The sequence below is a fragment of the Rufibacter sediminis genome (assembly GCF_014269285.1).
Lineage (GTDB): Bacteria > Bacteroidota > Bacteroidia > Cytophagales > Hymenobacteraceae > Nibribacter > Nibribacter sediminis.
Genome location: NZ_JACOAF010000011.1, coordinates 111,706 through 128,063, shown reverse-complemented (window position 1 = coordinate 128,063; position 16,358 = coordinate 111,706). Strand labels below are relative to the sequence as shown.

Annotated in this window: 15 protein-coding genes; 4 read left to right on the top strand and 11 right to left on the bottom strand. The window is 49.6% G+C overall.

Features of this window, described 5'->3' with window-relative positions:
• Positions 1-639: 639 nt before the first annotated feature.
• Together H7U12_RS05060 and H7U12_RS05055 are read right to left on the bottom strand one after the other, a co-directional pair.
• The gene (locus tag H7U12_RS05060; protein ID WP_186633902.1) at positions 640-1,281 is read right to left on the bottom strand and encodes a DUF4339 domain-containing protein; all 642 of its coding nucleotides are present in this window, start codon (positions 1,279-1,281) and stop codon (positions 640-642) included.
• A gap of 160 nt (positions 1,282-1,441) precedes the next feature.
• A complete protein-coding gene (locus H7U12_RS05055) occupies positions 1,442-2,737 on the bottom strand; it encodes a tyrosine-type recombinase/integrase (RefSeq protein ID WP_255897511.1) in 1,296 nt (431 codons plus the stop codon).
• Positions 2,738-3,163: 426 nt separating this feature from the next.
• On the opposite strand from H7U12_RS05055, the gene H7U12_RS22570 reads away from it, so the two are divergent.
• The 4 genes from H7U12_RS22570 to H7U12_RS05035 all read left to right on the top strand — a co-directional run bounded on the left by H7U12_RS22570 (position 3,164) and on the right by H7U12_RS05035 (position 8,327).
• The gene (locus tag H7U12_RS22570) at positions 3,164-3,397 is read left to right on the top strand and encodes a hypothetical protein (RefSeq protein ID WP_241749137.1); all 234 of its coding nucleotides are present in this window, start codon (positions 3,164-3,166) and stop codon (positions 3,395-3,397) included.
• A gap of 252 nt (positions 3,398-3,649) precedes the next feature.
• Positions 3,650-4,279 carry a recombinase family protein gene (locus H7U12_RS05045; RefSeq protein WP_181308277.1) on the top strand — a complete coding sequence of 210 codons (630 nt, stop codon included), beginning with the start codon at positions 3,650-3,652 and terminating at the stop codon, positions 4,277-4,279.
• The gene (locus H7U12_RS05040) at positions 4,266-5,333 is read left to right on the top strand and encodes a replication initiation protein (protein ID WP_186633896.1); all 1,068 of its coding nucleotides are present in this window, start codon (positions 4,266-4,268) and stop codon (positions 5,331-5,333) included. Before H7U12_RS05045 ends, H7U12_RS05040 begins: the two co-directional genes overlap by 14 nt.
• 1,629 nt (positions 5,334-6,962) lie before the next feature.
• Complete coding sequence (locus tag H7U12_RS05035) at positions 6,963-8,327, top strand: IS110 family RNA-guided transposase (protein WP_186633893.1); 1,365 nt, start codon at positions 6,963-6,965, stop codon at positions 8,325-8,327.
• Between the two features lie 166 nt (positions 8,328-8,493).
• Here H7U12_RS05035 and H7U12_RS05030 read toward each other — a convergent pair whose 3' ends face one another.
• The 9 genes from H7U12_RS05030 to H7U12_RS04990 form a co-directional block, all read right to left on the bottom strand.
• Complete coding sequence (locus H7U12_RS05030) at positions 8,494-9,369, bottom strand: IS3 family transposase (protein WP_186633890.1); 876 nt, start codon at positions 9,367-9,369, stop codon at positions 8,494-8,496.
• A 30-nt stretch (positions 9,370-9,399) separates the two neighbouring features.
• Complete coding sequence (locus H7U12_RS05025; protein WP_186633886.1) at positions 9,400-9,777, bottom strand: hypothetical protein; 378 nt, start codon at positions 9,775-9,777, stop codon at positions 9,400-9,402.
• A 376-nt stretch (positions 9,778-10,153) separates the two neighbouring features.
• Positions 10,154-10,600, bottom strand: a complete 447-nt coding sequence (locus H7U12_RS05020; protein ID WP_186633883.1) for an RrF2 family transcriptional regulator — start codon at positions 10,598-10,600, stop codon at positions 10,154-10,156.
• A gap of 50 nt (positions 10,601-10,650) precedes the next feature.
• Positions 10,651-10,965: a metal-sulfur cluster assembly factor gene (locus H7U12_RS05015; protein WP_186633880.1), complete on the bottom strand. Its 315-nt coding sequence runs from the start codon at positions 10,963-10,965 to the stop codon at positions 10,651-10,653.
• Complete coding sequence (locus H7U12_RS05010) at positions 10,946-12,253, bottom strand: cbb3-type cytochrome c oxidase subunit I (RefSeq protein WP_186633877.1); 1,308 nt, start codon at positions 12,251-12,253, stop codon at positions 10,946-10,948. The genes H7U12_RS05015 and H7U12_RS05010 overlap by 20 nt, the downstream gene beginning before the upstream one ends.
• A 2-nt stretch (positions 12,254-12,255) precedes the next feature.
• On the bottom strand, positions 12,256-13,086 hold the full coding sequence (locus tag H7U12_RS05005) for a DUF2249 domain-containing protein (RefSeq protein WP_186633874.1): 831 nt from the start codon (positions 13,084-13,086) through the stop codon (positions 12,256-12,258).
• A 114-nt stretch (positions 13,087-13,200) separates the two neighbouring features.
• Positions 13,201-13,695, bottom strand: coding sequence for a hemerythrin domain-containing protein (locus tag H7U12_RS05000; protein ID WP_186633871.1), 495 nt, complete (start codon positions 13,693-13,695; stop codon positions 13,201-13,203).
• Positions 13,696-13,760: 65 nt separating this feature from the next.
• Positions 13,761-14,720 carry an iron-sulfur cluster repair di-iron protein gene (ric, locus tag H7U12_RS04995; RefSeq protein WP_186633868.1) on the bottom strand — a complete coding sequence of 320 codons (960 nt, stop codon included), beginning with the start codon at positions 14,718-14,720 and terminating at the stop codon, positions 13,761-13,763.
• 264 nt (positions 14,721-14,984) lie between these two features.
• Positions 14,985-16,349 carry a hypothetical protein gene (locus H7U12_RS04990; protein WP_186633865.1) on the bottom strand — a complete coding sequence of 455 codons (1,365 nt, stop codon included), beginning with the start codon at positions 16,347-16,349 and terminating at the stop codon, positions 14,985-14,987.
• Between the last annotated feature and the right edge of the window lie 9 nt (positions 16,350-16,358).

Below are 16,358 nucleotides of genomic sequence, written 5' to 3'. Positions count from 1 at the left end.
GAACAAGATCGTCAGCCGCATGTTCGCCGTCATCGAGCGGAACATGCCCTACGTGTGCCTGCAGAGTTAAGTGGGTGGATTGGAAGGGGTTCTTGGAAAAATTATGCGCTTTTTGTTGCTTTTACCATAGAACACAGTGTTAGCTCCAGTTGTTTTTATTTTTGATATATTTTGAATGTTCTCAATGAATGTGAAAGCCTTGCCAGAAAGAGTGTCCGTGAACTGTTTCCCAGCCAATATCCCAGCCGTACAGAGGCAACTCAAGAGCGACAAAGACTAAGAAATATAAAACGCAACATCTTACCATTGTTCTGGTAAGTTCTTTTCTTCTAATATAAGAGGCAATCGCGCTGATTAAGATTGAAATGCCTAAAAGATAAAAGACACATTGTCCGATGAATTTTTCTAGTGAATTTTCGAATTTCGCTGTGATACTGTTCTTGTACTTAGAATAGTTTAAGACGATTTCGGGGAATTCTTTTAGTGTTATCCATTGGTCCGCTATCACATAGGCAAATATGAGACTAGCTGAAACTAGAAAAACAAGTACCCACTTTCTACCCATTTATCTTATAATTTACAATTGGAGCTAACGGTTAGTATAAAAAACGTGTAAGGCCGTCGGCCGTAGCATGATTTTTATACAATGTTGGCAGAAGTATTTTTATCATTTTTATCTGATAATTTTGATAGTAAGTAAAAGAATAAAGCTCCGCCTACAAAAACCAAAAATTCAGACCAATCATAGTTATAGAATATGCCATTAAAATCTGTTTCTTCTCTCCATTCCCCATAGCCTCCTACAGCAATTTGTCCTGGAGGAGGCGTCGATGTCCACTCCCAGTATTTCTCTTTTTCAATATATTCAACGAAAGGCCAAAACTTATCTGTTCTTGGTTTAGACACATTAAATATATCAACTTCGCTGTAAGAAGTTATCAAGGCAAAAAAATGAATACCTGCCCAAATCAAGAAGGTATGTAAGGCTTTATTGGTTGGCTTGATAGCTTCAATAGTTTCATTTTTTATCTTTTCTTTTTTTACTAGTATTTCTCCGCTGATTTCAGTTTTATTCAAATTTTCTACTTTCGGAGGAGGTGGTGGCGTTTTAGGTTTAAAAAGGATACTTAATTCAGGAATATCCTTAATTTTCATCCATCCATCTAAATCTTCAAACCAAATAAAGTCATTCGGAGTAAGTTCAGCAATCTTTAAGTCAGTCAACTTAACAGGGCCAACTTGTTCTTCTTCTTTTAAATAGTAATAATCTTTAGTTTCCATTTATATTTTTAATTTATATTTCTGCCAACTATTGGATAAAAGGAACACCTACGGTTATTGGCACTTTGGTTGGAGTCCGGTTAACAGTTTCTACAGCCGTTTTGCACCAGATGCCCGTACTTCGTATTCCCTGATTCCATACCCACAATATAGTTGTTTTTCAAAGATTGTCAAGCGGACTCACAATGCCCTCCAGCCCGTGGCTGGTGATGTGGGTGTAGATTTCGGTGGTCTTGCTTGAACGGTGGCCCAGCAGTGTCTGGATGTAGCGCAGGTTGGTTCCCTGCTCTAAGAGATGCGTGGCGAAGGAGTGCCGCAGCGAGTGGGGCGTCACCTTTCTTTCCACCCCGGACCTCTGCAGGCACGCGTTGAACACGCTGCGGATGCTCTCTGCCGTGTACTGCCCGCCCTGCTGCCCCTCGAAGAGCCACACCTTCGGCCGGTACTCCCGGTAGTAGGTCCTCAGGCTCTCCAGCAGCCTTTTGGAGAGCAGCGTGGTACGGTCCTTCTTTCCCTTGCCGCCCCTTATCAGCAGCAGGTTCCTGTCCGACTGCACGTCCGAAACCTTCAGGTTGATGACCTCGCCGATACGCAGCCCACCCGCGTAGAGTAGCTGCAGAAGGCAGCGGTGCTTCAGGTTCTGGGTGGCCGAGAGTATCCTGGCCACCTCCGCCTTGCTCAGCACCGTGGGCAGCCTTTCGGCCTTCTGGGGCCGCTCCACCTGCGTCAGGTCCAGCCCATGCCTGCCCAGCACACGCACGAAGTAGAACTTCACCGCGTTAATGCTCTGGTTGACGAGGGAGAAGGAGTACGCCTGGCTCTGCACCATCTGCCTATGGTAGCGGTTTACCTCCTCTGCCGCAAAGTCGTTGATTGACTCTAGTCCCTGCTCTCGGTGAGCGTTAGAGAAGCGCACCAGCAGGGAGTGGTAGGTACGGATGGTGCTCATAGAGTAGTTGAGCAGCTGGAGCTTCTCTAGGTAAGGCAGCGGGCAAGCAATATAGCCTACCTGCTTGCCATAGGTCTGCTCCCAGAGCCTCCGCAGCACGGCCATGTCCCGCACCTTCACCGTCCCCGCCAGCCAGACCTGCGCTGTCCCCTCCAGGCAGTCTAGGAGCCGGTGCATCTCCCCCGAGCCTGTCCCCAGGGAAAAGCACCTCTCCTCTGCCAGCCACTTGCAGAAACCACCTTCCTTTAGTTTCCTGTATACACTGGCGTCATAGGCAAAACTTACCTGCAGCACCTCTCTCCCTTGGTGCAGCATGGGCTGGAGGCGCACCACCGGCAGGTCCGGCAGCTTTCCCAGCGGCTCAGATTGCCGGTTTTCGCCTCTCACCACAGCCCCCAGGTCCGGCCTGAGCCGCCTGGGTCGGTTCAGGTAGCGGGTGTCCACCAGGGCGATCCCCTGGAAAGCATGGTGCAGCCGCTCGATTGCCTGCGGGGTCCTGTGCGCCACGAAGCACTTGTAGGTCTTGCTGTATTTGGCCGCTCCGCTCTCCTTAAGCCTCCTCGTGAGGCGCGGGTCGGGCTTGTGCCAGATCCGGATGAACTCCTTGCCCCCGTGTTCCAGGGGGTTGAGGTACAGGACAGGAGCGGAGGCAGTAGGCTGGTACATAGTTATTTGGCTGAAAAACCCAAGGTAGTGCCTTTGGAAGACTTAGCCGTAAACTATCCGTATATGTCCGTATGTATCCGGATAATTCGGATATAAGCGGATATAACCGAATAATACACAGCTATGGGTGAAATCGGCAAACAATGCGGCCATTGCGGGGAGCCTATTGCGGGCAGGGCGGACAAGCGGTTCTGCTCTGACCAGTGTCGCGCAAGGTCCGGGAACAGGAGGAAGCTGGAGGACCAGGCAGAGCGCCTGATGCGGGAGGTGAACAATACGCTCCGGCGGAACCGGCAGATACTGGAGCGATTGAGCCCGGAGGGGAAGACCACCCTCCGGCGAGAGGTGCTGCTGCAGGCGGGCTTCGATTTCCGCTACTTTACCCATCTCTACCGCACCCAGAAGGGAAATACCTACCACTTCTGCTACGACTACGGCTACCTGCTGCTGGAGGAGGAGAAGGTACTCATCGTCAACTGGCAGCAGTACATGGAAAGGTAGGGGATCAGTTGGCCTATGCCACCTTTCCTGGCCCTCCTTAGGCAAAACGGCATAGGCTTGGCTGGTGTCGGATACCAAGGAGATTCTTTCCCTTTCCTTCTTTCAAGCCTTTTCTGTTTTCATTTAAACGATCGTATAAATGAAAATCCGGTTCTTCCCCTGACCCCACCGCAAACCCCGGTTTTTCCTTTCAGGATTGCCTTTTGTTTAAACAAATTTCATATATTGGGACTTTATTGAGTTTCTTGAAAAATGGCAAAGATAGGGTACGCACGCGTCTCCACGGTAGACCAAAAGTTGGACCGGCAGGTAGATGCCCTGGAGAAATACGGCTGTGAGCAGATCTTCCAGGAGAAGGTCACCGGGCGCAAGGCAGACCGGCCCGAGCTGACCCAGCTGCTGAAAGTGCTGAGGAAAGGGGACCAGTTGGTCATCTACAAACTCAACCGTTTGGGGAGGAACTTCAACCACCTCATCAAGCTGATGGGGGAGCTGGAGGAAAGGGGCATTGACCTGGTGAGCCTGACGGACGCCATCGACACCAGCTCCAGCATGGGTCGCTTCATCTTCCGCATGTTCGCCTCCCTGGCCGAGCTGCAGGCTGACTGGATCAAGGAGGACACCTCCCCAGGCCTCGCCTCGGCCCGGGCCCGGGGAAGAAAGGGGGGGCGCACCCCCGGCTTGTCAGAGAAGGCCAAACGGAAGGCCTCCAGCGCGTCCAAGCTTTACAAGGCGGGCAGCACCATCACGGAGATCCAGGAGGCGCTGCAGATCCGCAGCACCGCCACCATCTACAAATACCTCCGGCTGGAGGGAATCGAAATCAAGGGCTGGGAAAAGTCTACCACCAACACAAAGGGCACGGCATATGTCAACAGTTGATAAGAAAGGCAAGGGCAACAAAAGGACGGGGGTGGTGAAACTGCCGGATACCATGACCTGGATCAAGCAGCCCAACAAGGTCACCAAGATGGGGTATGACTTCACCGTCCTGCAGCTCCGGGTCTTCCTGTCGATCCTGGTGGAATTGCAGGGCCACATGGAAGAGGTGATCCAAGGCAAGGAGGTAGAGCAACTGAACCTGTTCCAGCGCAGCAAGGGCGACAGCATCCGCCTGACCATCCCCATCAAGAAATTCGGGGTAACCCCCGATAAATACAACGAACTCAAGATGGCGATGCGCAAAATCGCCGCCATTCCCGTGGAGCTGGATGCCCGGGACCCGGAATCGGGCAAAGAGTACTGGGTGGTCAAGGGCCTGTTCACGGCCTACATTCCGAAGGAGAAATACTCCCGGGAAGTCATCATCGAGATCGAGAAACCCATCGCCAAGTATCTCCTGGACACCAAACCAGGCTGGTCCAAGTTCATGTACGAGATCGTGAACCAGTCCAACAACAAGTATACGTTCCGGATCTACATCCTCATCAGCAGCTGGAAGCGGAAGGGGGGCCTGCGGATCCCGTATGCGGACTTTAGGAAAATGCTGGGCATCGGAGACCGGTATGCCGAGTACAAAGACCTGTACAAGCGGGTGATCAAGCCGGCCTACGACGAGCTGTTTGAGAAGGCGGATTGCTGGTTTGAAATGGCGGAGGTGGAGAAAAAAGGGAAAGAGGTCACCCACCTCAACTTCAAGATCATCAAGATCATGACCGAGCAGGAGCGGAAGATCTACGATGCGAAAAGCGACCAGCTGATCAACTGGTGCAAGACGCACCACCAATTCAAGGACCACCATCTGAAGGCGCTGTACGCGATCCTCAACGAGGAGACCATCAACCCGCTCCACACCAAAGCCGCCATGCTGACTGGGGCCATCGACACGGCCAAGGTGAAGCATGTGGCCGATTACGTGCTGAAAGCCCTCCAGAACGAGGTAGCGGCCTTTTTCGAAAGCGAGGATGTGGAGACGGAAGCGATCATGCTCGAGTAGGCTTCCTTTCCCTTCCCTGGAAAGAACGGGGTTTCCTAATTGGAAAAGTTGCCTTTTTGTCCCTCAGTGCTGATAATCCCTTCGAAAGCAGGCTATGGCCATCGTCTAAGAGCTGGCCAGAGCCTGCCCAACCCTTCTCTTTTCCGGCGAATCCGCCACCAGGAACGGTTGAATGTTGCTTTTTTGTCCCCCAAAGCACTTGGAAAGGAAGGAATGTTGCCTTTTTGTCCCCTGGAGGAGGGGTAAGAGCCCAAATGTTGCCTTTTCGTCCCCGGGCACCCCGTAAAATAATATGTTGCCTAATTGTCCCCTAGGCAGCTAGTACCATAAAGTGTTGCTTTTTGGTCCCCAAGGCGACCCTACAGGAGGGAATGTTGCCTTTTGGTCCCCCAAAGCCATAAGAAGAGCCGGAATGTTGCCTTTTTGCCCCCGCAATGTTGCCTTTTCGTCTCCCGAATGTTGCTTTCTTGTCCCTAAAATGTTGCCTTTTTGTCCCTAAAAACAGGAATAAGAAATTATAAATCAACTAGTTACAGGTCGTACTACTTATCTACTATTTAACAACTATAATCTATTACTCTTTTAGCGTACCTAAAATCAGATAAATTATTAAAGGAAAGGGAAAAAAAGGCGAAAAAAGCCGTCATTGGCCTATTTTGGGAGCCTTATCTCCAAAGAAAGCACGGAAAACAACCTTTCTCCAGGCGAATGTTGCCTTTTTGTCCCTAAACCCACTGGAAGGGATTATCGAAAGTTGCTTTTTTGTCCCCAGCTTTACACAATACGCTGTTTATAAGAGTTTTGTATCCCTGCAAATAAATGAATGGATCAATTCACTGACGGGAGATCGGTTAGTTTTACAATTGGAAAGGTACTTCATCAAAAGGAAAGATGAGGTAGAATTCTGATTAGTTAACCAGGTTAAACTTACAAGATGTATATATTCTCAAAAATTAGTTAACATAATAATTAACGCAAGTAATTGAGAATCAACTTATTATTAATGTCTTATAAATTACATTATGTTAAATAATGAATTCTGCCTAACCTTTCTTGATTCTCTTTCCGATGTAGATTGAATCGATACTGCCTTATCAGCCTTTCGACTCTACCCTCCCTTAGGCACTCATCTCAACTCATATTTGGTTAGTCATCCTAAACACAAGGGTTTGTATAATCAAGCATTAGTGTATCATTTACCCATCTCAATAACTGAAAAGCATATTTGATTGATGAGATGGCAAAGTGAGGCAAAAGTTTGAACCGAAACAACTAAAGTCCTTAAGTCTTACAGAAACGGCCGTTATTTGAGATGGATTGCAGTTCCCGGAAAGATAATGACTCGTCCTGAAATCAAAGGATAGAGCGAGCACTGTTAAATAAGCATGGCAACTGAAGTTCCTCAGTAGACAGATATCTCTTATCTTAAGTTTGCTTCAGCAAACAAGCCCCTTACTTAAATGGTACTTAATAAGTCCTTCCTGAAATCTGGGCTGGAATGTATAGGCCTTTGCTATGCAGGGGCATTTGGTGAATTAACTGGTGATCTCTTCGGAGAATCCCGTACAGAAAAAATCTTAATCATGAAATACATTCCCTGAGACTATCTCAAAATAAAAAAGAAACGCCATGGGAAAAGCACTGCCACTTCAAATCGTCAACCCACACGCTGCCGGCATAGACGTGGGATCCCGCAGCTATTTCGTTGCCACAGACCAAGTCAGGGAGAATGTCCGCTCCTTTGGGATTTGCACCAAAGACCAGGAGGAGCTTATTCAGCACTTGCATGACTCGGGAATCAGATCTGTCGCCATGGAAAGCACGGGGACCTACTGGCAAACGCTTTTCAACGCGCTTCAGAAAGCCGGGTTTGAGGTGCTGCTTGTCGGGGGAAGCCAGACAAAAAATGTGCAGGGACGCAAAACGGATGTGCTTGACTGTATGTGGATTCAGAAACTGCACTCCCTTGGGCTATTGTCGGGCAGCTTTCTGCTGAGCGACACGCTCCAGGAGCTACGCACCTACTATTACCATAGGCAGCATCTGGTGGAGCAGATATCCAGGTACACGCACAAAATGCAAAAGGCACTCCGGCTGATGAACATCAGGCTGGACGTGGCCATCCGTGACATTACCGGCAAGTCAGGGCTGGCCATCATAGAGGCGATTCTGGCAGGGAACCGGGATCCGCAGCACCTTGCCTCGCTGGTGGATGTGAGGATGAAAAAGTCCAAGCAGCAGATCGCCGAGGCGCTCCATGGCTCCTGGCGGGAAGAGCTGCTGTTTGAACTGAAGGCGTGCCTGCACTTCTACAGGCTCTATGAGGAGGCCCTTAGGGAGTGTGACCAGGCGATTGAGAGTGCTCTGATGAAACATGCGCCGCAGGTTTCAATATCCGAACCCGAAGAGAAGGCCTTGAGGCAAAGCAAAAAGAAGAGCAGTAAAAATGCCCCTGAGTTCAATATCCCCAGGATAGCCTACCAGTACTTCAAGACTGACCTTCTTGCTATCTCCGGGATCAGCCACGGTACTGTTCTGTGCTTGCTGACGACGATGGGAAGGGATCTGCACAGGTTCCCAACCGCCAAGAGCTTTGCCAGCTGGCTGCGCTTGGTTCCAAACAATAAGATAAGTGGCGGCCGCATTATCAGCAGCCGCACACCATCAGGTAAATCATTTTTGGCAATAGCGCTTCGTCAGGCTGCTAATTCAATTGGCAACCAGAAGGACCATGAACTCACCCCCTTTTTCAAGAGAATAGCCTTCAGGAAAGGAAGGATAGCTGCTATCACGGCAACAGCAAGAAAGCTAGCTGTCATTATCTGGAACATGGTAACCAAAGCAGAACCGTACCAGAAAAACGAGATAAAGGTAAGCAACGAAAAAAGCAGAAGGACTAGGTTAAGGCAGGTGGAAAAACGTATCTATGCGCTTAAACTAAATCAGAGTGAACTTGAAAAGCTCTTCTCAAAAGGTTCTTTTTTAGCTACTTAAAATAGAGTTGTACAGAAAAGTTGACGATTTTGAGTTGATAATAAATTTAGAAAATTAATACTGCTATAGCTTGTCAAATGTATTGATTTGCTCTTTGATATCTAGCTGAGTACTATATTAGCTTGACGCTTTTTATTCGGTAACCACAAGTCCACAGCTTGTTAGCTCACAGAACGTCAGCTCCACTGACCGATGACTTACTCTTCCGCTCCTTCACTAAAGGCTCTTCCACCTGATGAGCCTGTGAAGGGGTTAAGTAACTACAGCTCATGTGAGGGCGAAGAGTGTTGTAGTTGCGGATACCCTTTTCTACAGCCAGCAGAGCCTCCATATGTGTTTTGAACACCTGGTTAAGCCTAAACTCATGCTTTAAGATACCATTCACCCGTTCGGCAATTTGATTCTCGGACGCCTCTCCACTATCAGTCATGCTAATCGCAATGTCGGCTGCCCTTAGCCTCTTTACATATTCAAAGCTGCAGTACTGCACGCCCCGGTCAGAATGATGAATAAGCCTGCAATCTTGTTTAGTGCGCGTGGCAAGTGCCATTTCCAAGGCTTTCAAGCAACCTTCCGTGCTCAGGAACTGATGCAGGCAGTAACCTACAATCTTCTTTGAATAGGCATCGGTAATTAGAGACGGGTAGTTAAAGTCAAAGCCCACATAGATGTAGGTCATATCACATACCCAGACTTGCTCGGTTTCCAAGACAGGGAGCTGCTTAATTAGGTTAGGATACTTTCTTAGAAGATGGTTAGAATGAGTGGTCTTGGGCACAGACCTTTTATGGCGGATGAGCAGACGGTGTTCCCGGAACAATTTATGCAGCCGGTCCCTGCCCATTGTAATGCCGCTTTTCTGCAGGGGCTCTCGCAGCAGAAGATACAGCTTCTTGGTCCCTAAGCCGGGAATCTCCCTTCTGATGGCAGTGACCTGGTCCAATGCCAGCATAGCCTGGGCAGCACGCTGATACAGAAATACCCTTCGCTGATGAAATGCTTGACGGCTTTTACTGTAGCAATCGGCAGAGATTACCGACACTTACCTTTGCTGTTCCCTTATGCTGTAGGGTCAAGACCGTCTGGTACCAGACTTTTTTCGGATCGGGATCATCAGGTCCTTCTCAGCCATCTCAATCATGGTGTGCAGGGCCAAGATCATGAGGTTAGCCTCCTCCAGGGCTTTCCCCGGCTGTTTGTTTCGCTGCTTTAGGGATCCCGGGTTTTGCTTTTGCTTCTCATTCATGGGTGGTAAAGATATAAGCCCTTGCTCAATCTTTTGCTGATAGTCAGCCACCCAATGATGAACAGTTTTGACACTGTGAATGCCAAGTTCCTGCATAATTTGCTTGGCATCTTCACCGCCAAAAAGTACGCGAAAGGCTGCGGCCTCTTTGACTTCATCGCTATACTGATAACGGCTGAGTAGTTCTCGAATGTGGTCTTCCATAGGGATAGTTTGTTTGCAAACTGTCAACCTATTTCAGGAGAAGACCTCCGATAAAGTTCACTTTTCCCTTGCGCACCACTACTTAATCCTCAATTCTACTACTCATAGCTTTCCCCAAACCTAGCGTCAATAAGCAATTCAACCTTTGAAGCCCTGCATTATTCATGGTATCAACCATGTTCCTTGCTCCCCAATGCCCTTCCTTTACCTACAATCCCATCGCCTAGTGCGCACAAGCCTACATCGTGGTGCTTTACTGCGTCTTCTATCTCGCTTAGGTTTGACAACTTAGTTAAAAAATGTTAAATTTTAGCAGATCCCCTCTGCTAGCAAGCCTTAGTTTTCTGAAAAAATAGCTATAGAAATCAATACTATTTTAGCTGACCTCCTGCACGTTGGTTATATAAGACCTCCCTGAATTAATGCCGTCTACCAATGTCTGCATAGTGTTGGCACTAAAAATTTTTAGCAGATGGTCGCGGTTGGCTTTGAGGTCGTAATGGAGGGGACAGGGATGGGTGTCAGAACAATGCTTCATGCCCATGCCGCATTTCTTAAAAGCTTCCAGTCCTTCTATGGTGCGCACTATTTCCAGAATGGTAATATCTGAAGCGGGCCGGTGCAGGAAATAGCCACCATTCGGTCCCTTCGCCGAGGCTATCACTCCTTTGCGCACCAGGTCCTGCAGAATCTTACCCATAAAAGGGCTGGGCAACTCCAGCTCCTTGGCTAGCTCTCTAATGCCTATTTTATCTCCGTGCTCCTGCTGAATGGCAATGTAAACAATTGCCCGAAGGGCATACTCTGTGGTTTTAGACAGCATCTGTGCTCTTTATCCTTTCCTTTCTCTATTCCTGAAAGGCGGTAAAGTTACTACATTCGGTCCAGTTGCCGCCTTCCTTCATCAGTAATCATGTCCGTCGTCCACATGGGCGACCACACCAACTGCACCTGCACCTGGTATTCGGGGAACCTGTTTTCCAGAATTTGCACCACAGCGGTTTCAATAGTCCCGCTCATGGGGCAGCCCGGTGTGGTGAGGGTAAGGTCTACTCCCAGCACCTGTTTGTCAAGCGATACTTGGTAAACAAGCCCCAGGTCTACAATGTTTATGCCTATTTCAGGGTCTATGATGTTTTTCAAAGTATCCAGTACAAGTTGTCCGGTATCAGGCGTTTGCGTTTCCATAGGTAAAAGGTTTTAAATCATGTACTTTGTGCAGGAGCATCCGAAACACATTAACGGTATACAGAATCGCCGCCAGGCAAAAAATCAAACTACCAGTTAAAATAACCGTCTGTTCACGTAGCAGAATGCCCGCCACTAACACGGCGTACCCCAACAGGTAACTGCTGTTCTGCCAGCGGAGCAGGCCCTGGTGGTACAGGTCTTTGGGCAGCGGGGTTTTGTAGCGGCCCACGTGGCGCTGGTAGGCGTGCATCCAAACAATAAAAGGTAAAGTTTTGAACGTCTGCCCCAGAATAAGCGCGGTGACAAAGCCCAGAAAAACCGAAAGGCCATACACCAGGTAAAGCGAAGACAGCACCGCTGGCGGCAGACCCAAGTCCACGCTCACCACAAATACCAGCACCAAAGGCAGCACCAGCAACCCCAGGGCCACCAGCGTCTGTTGCATACCCAAATCCAAATCTTTGCGCTGAGCCTGGCTTTTGGCATCGTGCAGGTACAGCAGGAAAAGCAGCACGCCACCTACCACCAAGCCGGCATACAGCGGCACCAGCGGCGAACGGAAGAAAAGCCCGTCGAAAAGGAAAAGCACGAGCCCACCGTTGATGAGGTTGTAGGCCCAGTTTAGCTTAAAAGTGTCTTTGGGGTGGGCCAACAGGAACATAGGAATAAGCTTAGCGCCTACCCCAATTACCAACAGCAGAAACCAACCGACCATGCCCATGTGCGCGTGCAGCTTAAGGTACTGCAGGTGGTCATGGGGCAGCAACGGGTTGGTAAAATTCACCGCCATCAAAAGGCCCAGAAAGCCAGTCAATAAGAGCCAAATGGCCGAAGTAGCTATAAAATCGGCTTCTATGGTCCACTTAGGGGCTTGGCGCGCCGTCTGGAGTACGTTGATGGTAAACAGCAGGAACGACACAAACAGACAGCAACCGGCCACGTGCAGCACAGCCCCCAGTTGGAAGTACCAGAAAGACCAAGCCAGCAGAACAGTGCCCACGGCGAGTAAGCCGAAGGTGTAATACGCCAACCGCTCGCTGTACAATTTGCACTCCAGCACCACGGGCAGCAATTGGTACAACGCCCCGAAAATGAGCATGGTGGCCCAACCCAATACAGCTACGTGGGTGAGGGTAAGGAGCTTGGGGTGAAAGTAATGTCCGCTGAAGGCATCGGTGGAGAAAAGGAGCAGTACGCTCAAGATCAGAAACGAGCAGGCGGCAAACCCATAATGCGGCAGCACCACCCACTTACTGGGCGAATTGGATAAGCTGGCGACAGGCATGGTCAGGTTTCTTTGTAAATGAGTAAATGTACTTCGGCGGCATTTTGCTCTTGGATAGCGATGGCAAAGCCTCTTTCCTGCAACTGTGGAAGCAGGAACTGGGGCACCCGCCGGTGGGTTACGTGCAACGCTTTGCCGGGCGGCAACTTCTCCAACTCTTCCAGAATGGCCACCATGGGCTGGGGCATTTCCAACTGGCGGACGTCCAGGTGGTGTAACCGGCCCTGGTATTTCTGAAGCAGTTGCTCAAAGGCCGCACTAGGTTGGACAGCCGTTCCGGCCGGAGCGTTTTCCGGCCTTTTTTCGCTTTCCCGCCAAAAATAAGTGTACACTAAATCTTCGCCTTTTTCCTCGGAAAAGCAGGCAAAGCCTTTTTTCTGCAGTATCTGGATGAGCGGCGTAGGCTCAAAGGTGTTGAGGAGCACCAGCACGGTGTCTTCTCTTACCTGGTTAACCGCCTGCATAATTTCCAGAAACGGGTCGTGGCCCGAGGCAATAGCCTCGCGTACATCCAGGTGTAGAAAGGCGTTTTGGGGAAGTTTTTCCAAAAACAGCGGAAAAACAGGGACTACGTATGTGACTTTCGGTTCTGGTTTGGTTTCCTGCTGCTGCTTTACCGTAAACCCCAGCGGTGCGAGTTTTTCAAAAAACATATCCACGTCACAGCCGCCCAAGCGGGCAGCATCGGCAATGGTGACGCGGGCCGCCAGAATTTTCCGCAGCACGGGGTTGCGCAGTTTCTCAAAGTGCTTGTTGATGCCGGCAATGGCCTCAATGGCTGCCGGGTTCGCTTTTATGAGGGCCGAGATTTTGGTGGCGGGGGCAATTTCCATGGCTGGCTTGCGGCTTAAGTGAAGGGAAGAGGTGGCGGCGTTTTCGAGCTGTTTTAAGAAAACAGGACGAAAAACAGCCATGGCAGCGTTAGGGACAAGCCCTTGTGGTTGCCCCTACTCCTTCCAGAATTCAGGGGTAAAATTATCGACCTTGGTTTCTGTCTGGTGGTGCTGCTCCATGAGTTTGCCGGCTTCTTCCAGGTCTTCCTGGGGCACTACCTTTTGCAGGTACGGGAACAGCTCGCGTTCTTCCCAACGGATATGTGACACCAGGTATTGTTCCAGGGTCTGGAATTGCTCCGGCACCAGGCGCTTTCCGTCGCAGATTGAATCCACCACCCAATGCAGGTGGCGGTGCTCTTCTTCTATTCTTACCCGCAGAATATCATTGGGCACTAAAAACCGCTGCAAAAGCCACTCCTCTTCCTGGCAATGCGGAAAAAGAATCTGGTTCCAAAAATACTTCACGTAGCCCTGCATGGCGTTCAAGTCGGTTTTATTTTTGAGGCCTTGCCTGAGTTTCCAGCAGAACAGCAGCCCAAAATGGTGCTCTCTGGATAGCGGGACCAAATTCTTATCTCGTTTTAAGGGAGTGGTTCCCTGTTCCATGGGTTTGGTGGGATAATCCCATTATTGGTATTGTGGGCAGGCCCATGTTGGGCCTGCCCTTTTCTTTAGTTTAAAATCTCTTTCTCTAGCTCCAAAGCTTTGGGAAACAGGATGTTGTTTTCCAGGTGGATGTGGCGGTGCAGGTCATCTTCAAACTCCTGCAGCTTGGAGAAAGCAACTTGATAGGTAGCGCAGGCATCGGCGGGTAGGGTAAAGTTGTCTGTAAGTTCGCGGATGGCTTCCAATTCGCCGCCGGCGGCCTCATGCTCCATTTCCATCATGTTAATAGGATTCTGGATGCTCCCGAAGCCCGGGCGGTCCAGCTTTCCGCCATTCTGCTTGGCCTCGTTCAGTTGCTTAATGAACGGAAACAGCACGCGCTCTTCTTTTGGCATGTGGCTTTCCAGCTCGTTGGCCACGTTGGTGAAATGTTTGGCCACCTGCAGCAGTTCAGGATGGTTGGCTCCGTGCACGCGGGCAATTTTAGAAGTGTACTCATTTAGCGCTGGAATAGCTTCGCGCACGTATTTGTGGTGGATGTTGACAATGTAATCAGCTAAAAAAGACAAATCCCAACTCGCAAAATCCGTTTGGACCCCGGCCGACGCCTCTGGCAAGGCCTTCAGCTCGTGCTCTACCACCGCTGGGTCAAGGCCCTTCTCCTCACACACCTGGGCTACCGATTTCTTGCCGCCGCAGCAGAAGTCTATACCGTATTTTTTAAAAACCTGGGCCTTCCGAAAATCTTTGGCCACCAGTTCGCCTATGCTTTCTTCCTCTGAGGGTGTCAGTTTGGCAATTTTCACTTCCCAAACCTCGGGGCCCTGCTCCAGGTACTCCCATTTGAAGATGTTGCCCCGCTCGCCCAGCAATTGGTAATACAGCGGTTTCGGGTCGTGGTCGTTGTGGATGATGAAGGCCTCACCGCCTTTCAATGCATCAAACCACTCAAAAATAGTGGGGTGTTTCATGCGAGGTTCCAGCATGGTAACATCTAATACTTCTATGGTTTCTGTAGTTGGCATAGTGGTAAAATTTAAAGCTGTTAGTAAATCGTGAAGTAATATTTTATAATAAAAGACAAAAATGTCTTTTATTGGATTGCGTTGATTCCAATAAAAAAAACTTCTCCTCTCAAGAAGTTAGCTTTAGGTTCTGGCTGTTATTTTGCTCAAATGTACTGGAAAGGCAAGTTCATTACGATGATGGGCGTTAGTTTCTACTATGACTTTTATCATGTTGCTCCGTTTTAGGGCTGCTTTTCAGAAACAAGACTATAAACAATTGGTCTAGAGGTATTCAACTTTAAATGCCGCTCCCTTTGCCCATGCAAGTGCGCACCTTGCGGGCACCTCCTGGTGGTCCACCATCTTCGGCTCTTCCCCTAGCTGGGCCAGGAAAAAGAGCAAAATGCCGAGCGGCAACAAAATGCTTATCCCGAACAAAAGCAGATAATAGCCAGGAATGGGCCCCAGGTTTAACCAGAAAAAGGTACCCTGCAGGAAAAGGAGCGCTTCCGTCAGAATAAAGGCTGAGAGAAACAAGCCCATGCCCCAGCGGCTCAAGCTCCTCTTAAAACTAATCCAACCCAGCTTCGCGAAAAAAGCAAAGACAAATAGGCTGATGCAACCTATCAGCACCAGGTGCAGGTAGCCAATAATAAATAACCGGAAATTAACGGCCAGTTCGGCCATGTACGGAAAGGCAGTAAGTAACTGCATTCCGGTTTTAAGCACAAAGGCCAAGCTGGCCAGAACCAGCAAACCGCGGCCCCAATTTCCAAACAAGTTTAACATCCGCCCGCGGGCGGGCCAGAGCATTTGCAACAGCAGGGCCAGCGCCACCAACTGCACCAAGGCCGCTGCTCCCGCTAACAGAAATACAAAGCTATTGGGCTTCGTCCAAAGGACGGAGAGCAGGTAAGCTGGCGAGCAGGCCCAGAACATCAGCTTAAAAAAAGCAAGGGCAGTTTTAAGAGGAAAGGTAATACTATGGTGCTCCAGCAGCCAGAACAACAGCCCCAGCACGGCAAACACAAACCATCCGTTGTATTGGAAATGCAAATAAAAATAGATGGCGTTGTAGTACATTTCGCTGCCGCTATGGCCGGTGGCCATGATGGGTGCCATGGCCAAAGGACCTAACGAAGAAAGTGCCAGAAAAAATAAGGCCGCCTTGACCAGCCGAAAGGAAAAGCGGTGTTTCCCTTGGCTAACTCTGGCGGTTTTGGCATCCTTTAGAAATTGGTAGATAAACCAGTAACTCAGCAGCAGGTGCGCTGTGGAAAAGGTAATGGAGGCCGGCGCGTAGCCCTGTATCGGGAAACTCACCAACATACCCAGTACCGCGCCCTGTGAGAGCCAGAATTGCCAGGTGTAGGTGGGCTTGTTGCGCAGCTCTTCCGGCAAAAAGGAAACCAGCAACGCCACAAAAAGGGCAGCATAAAGCCAACCCAGCAAAGCCACGTGCGAATGCGCGTGGAGCAGATACTTATAATTTACCCAAAATACCGAGCCCACAAACATATACCGCAGCAGAAGCCCCAGAAAAGCCACCACCACCAGGTTCGCCAGCGCCACCAAAAACCAGTTGCGCTTCGACGAAAGGCTCAGAACCCCTCCTTTTGCTGCCGCTGATATATTATTCTTATCCATCTGCTTTCC

Coding starts and splice junctions, on each gene's coding strand:
- H7U12_RS05040 (WP_186633896.1), top strand. CDS start 4,266: ATGTCAACAGTTGATAAGAAAGGCAAGGGCAACAAAAGGACGGGGGTG.
- ric (WP_186633868.1), bottom strand. CDS start 14,720: ATGCCAACTACAGAAACCATAGAAGTATTAGATGTTACCATGCTGGAA.
- H7U12_RS04990 (WP_186633865.1), bottom strand. CDS start 16,349: ATGGATAAGAATAATATATCAGCGGCAGCAAAAGGAGGGGTTCTGAGC.
- H7U12_RS05015 (WP_186633880.1), bottom strand. CDS start 10,965: ATGGAAACGCAAACGCCTGATACCGGACAACTTGTACTGGATACTTTG.
- H7U12_RS05005 (WP_186633874.1), bottom strand. CDS start 13,086: ATGGAAATTGCCCCCGCCACCAAAATCTCGGCCCTCATAAAAGCGAAC.
- H7U12_RS05025 (WP_186633886.1), bottom strand. CDS start 9,777: ATGGAAGACCACATTCGAGAACTACTCAGCCGTTATCAGTATAGCGAT.
- H7U12_RS05035 (WP_186633893.1), top strand. CDS start 6,963: ATGGGAAAAGCACTGCCACTTCAAATCGTCAACCCACACGCTGCCGGC.
- H7U12_RS05060 (WP_186633902.1), bottom strand. CDS start 1,281: ATGGAAACTAAAGATTATTACTATTTAAAAGAAGAAGAACAAGTTGGC.
- H7U12_RS05045 (WP_181308277.1), top strand. CDS start 3,650: ATGGCAAAGATAGGGTACGCACGCGTCTCCACGGTAGACCAAAAGTTG.
- H7U12_RS05000 (WP_186633871.1), bottom strand. CDS start 13,695: ATGGAACAGGGAACCACTCCCTTAAAACGAGATAAGAATTTGGTCCCG.
- H7U12_RS05010 (WP_186633877.1), bottom strand. CDS start 12,253: ATGCCTGTCGCCAGCTTATCCAATTCGCCCAGTAAGTGGGTGGTGCTG.
- H7U12_RS05020 (WP_186633883.1), bottom strand. CDS start 10,600: ATGCTGTCTAAAACCACAGAGTATGCCCTTCGGGCAATTGTTTACATT.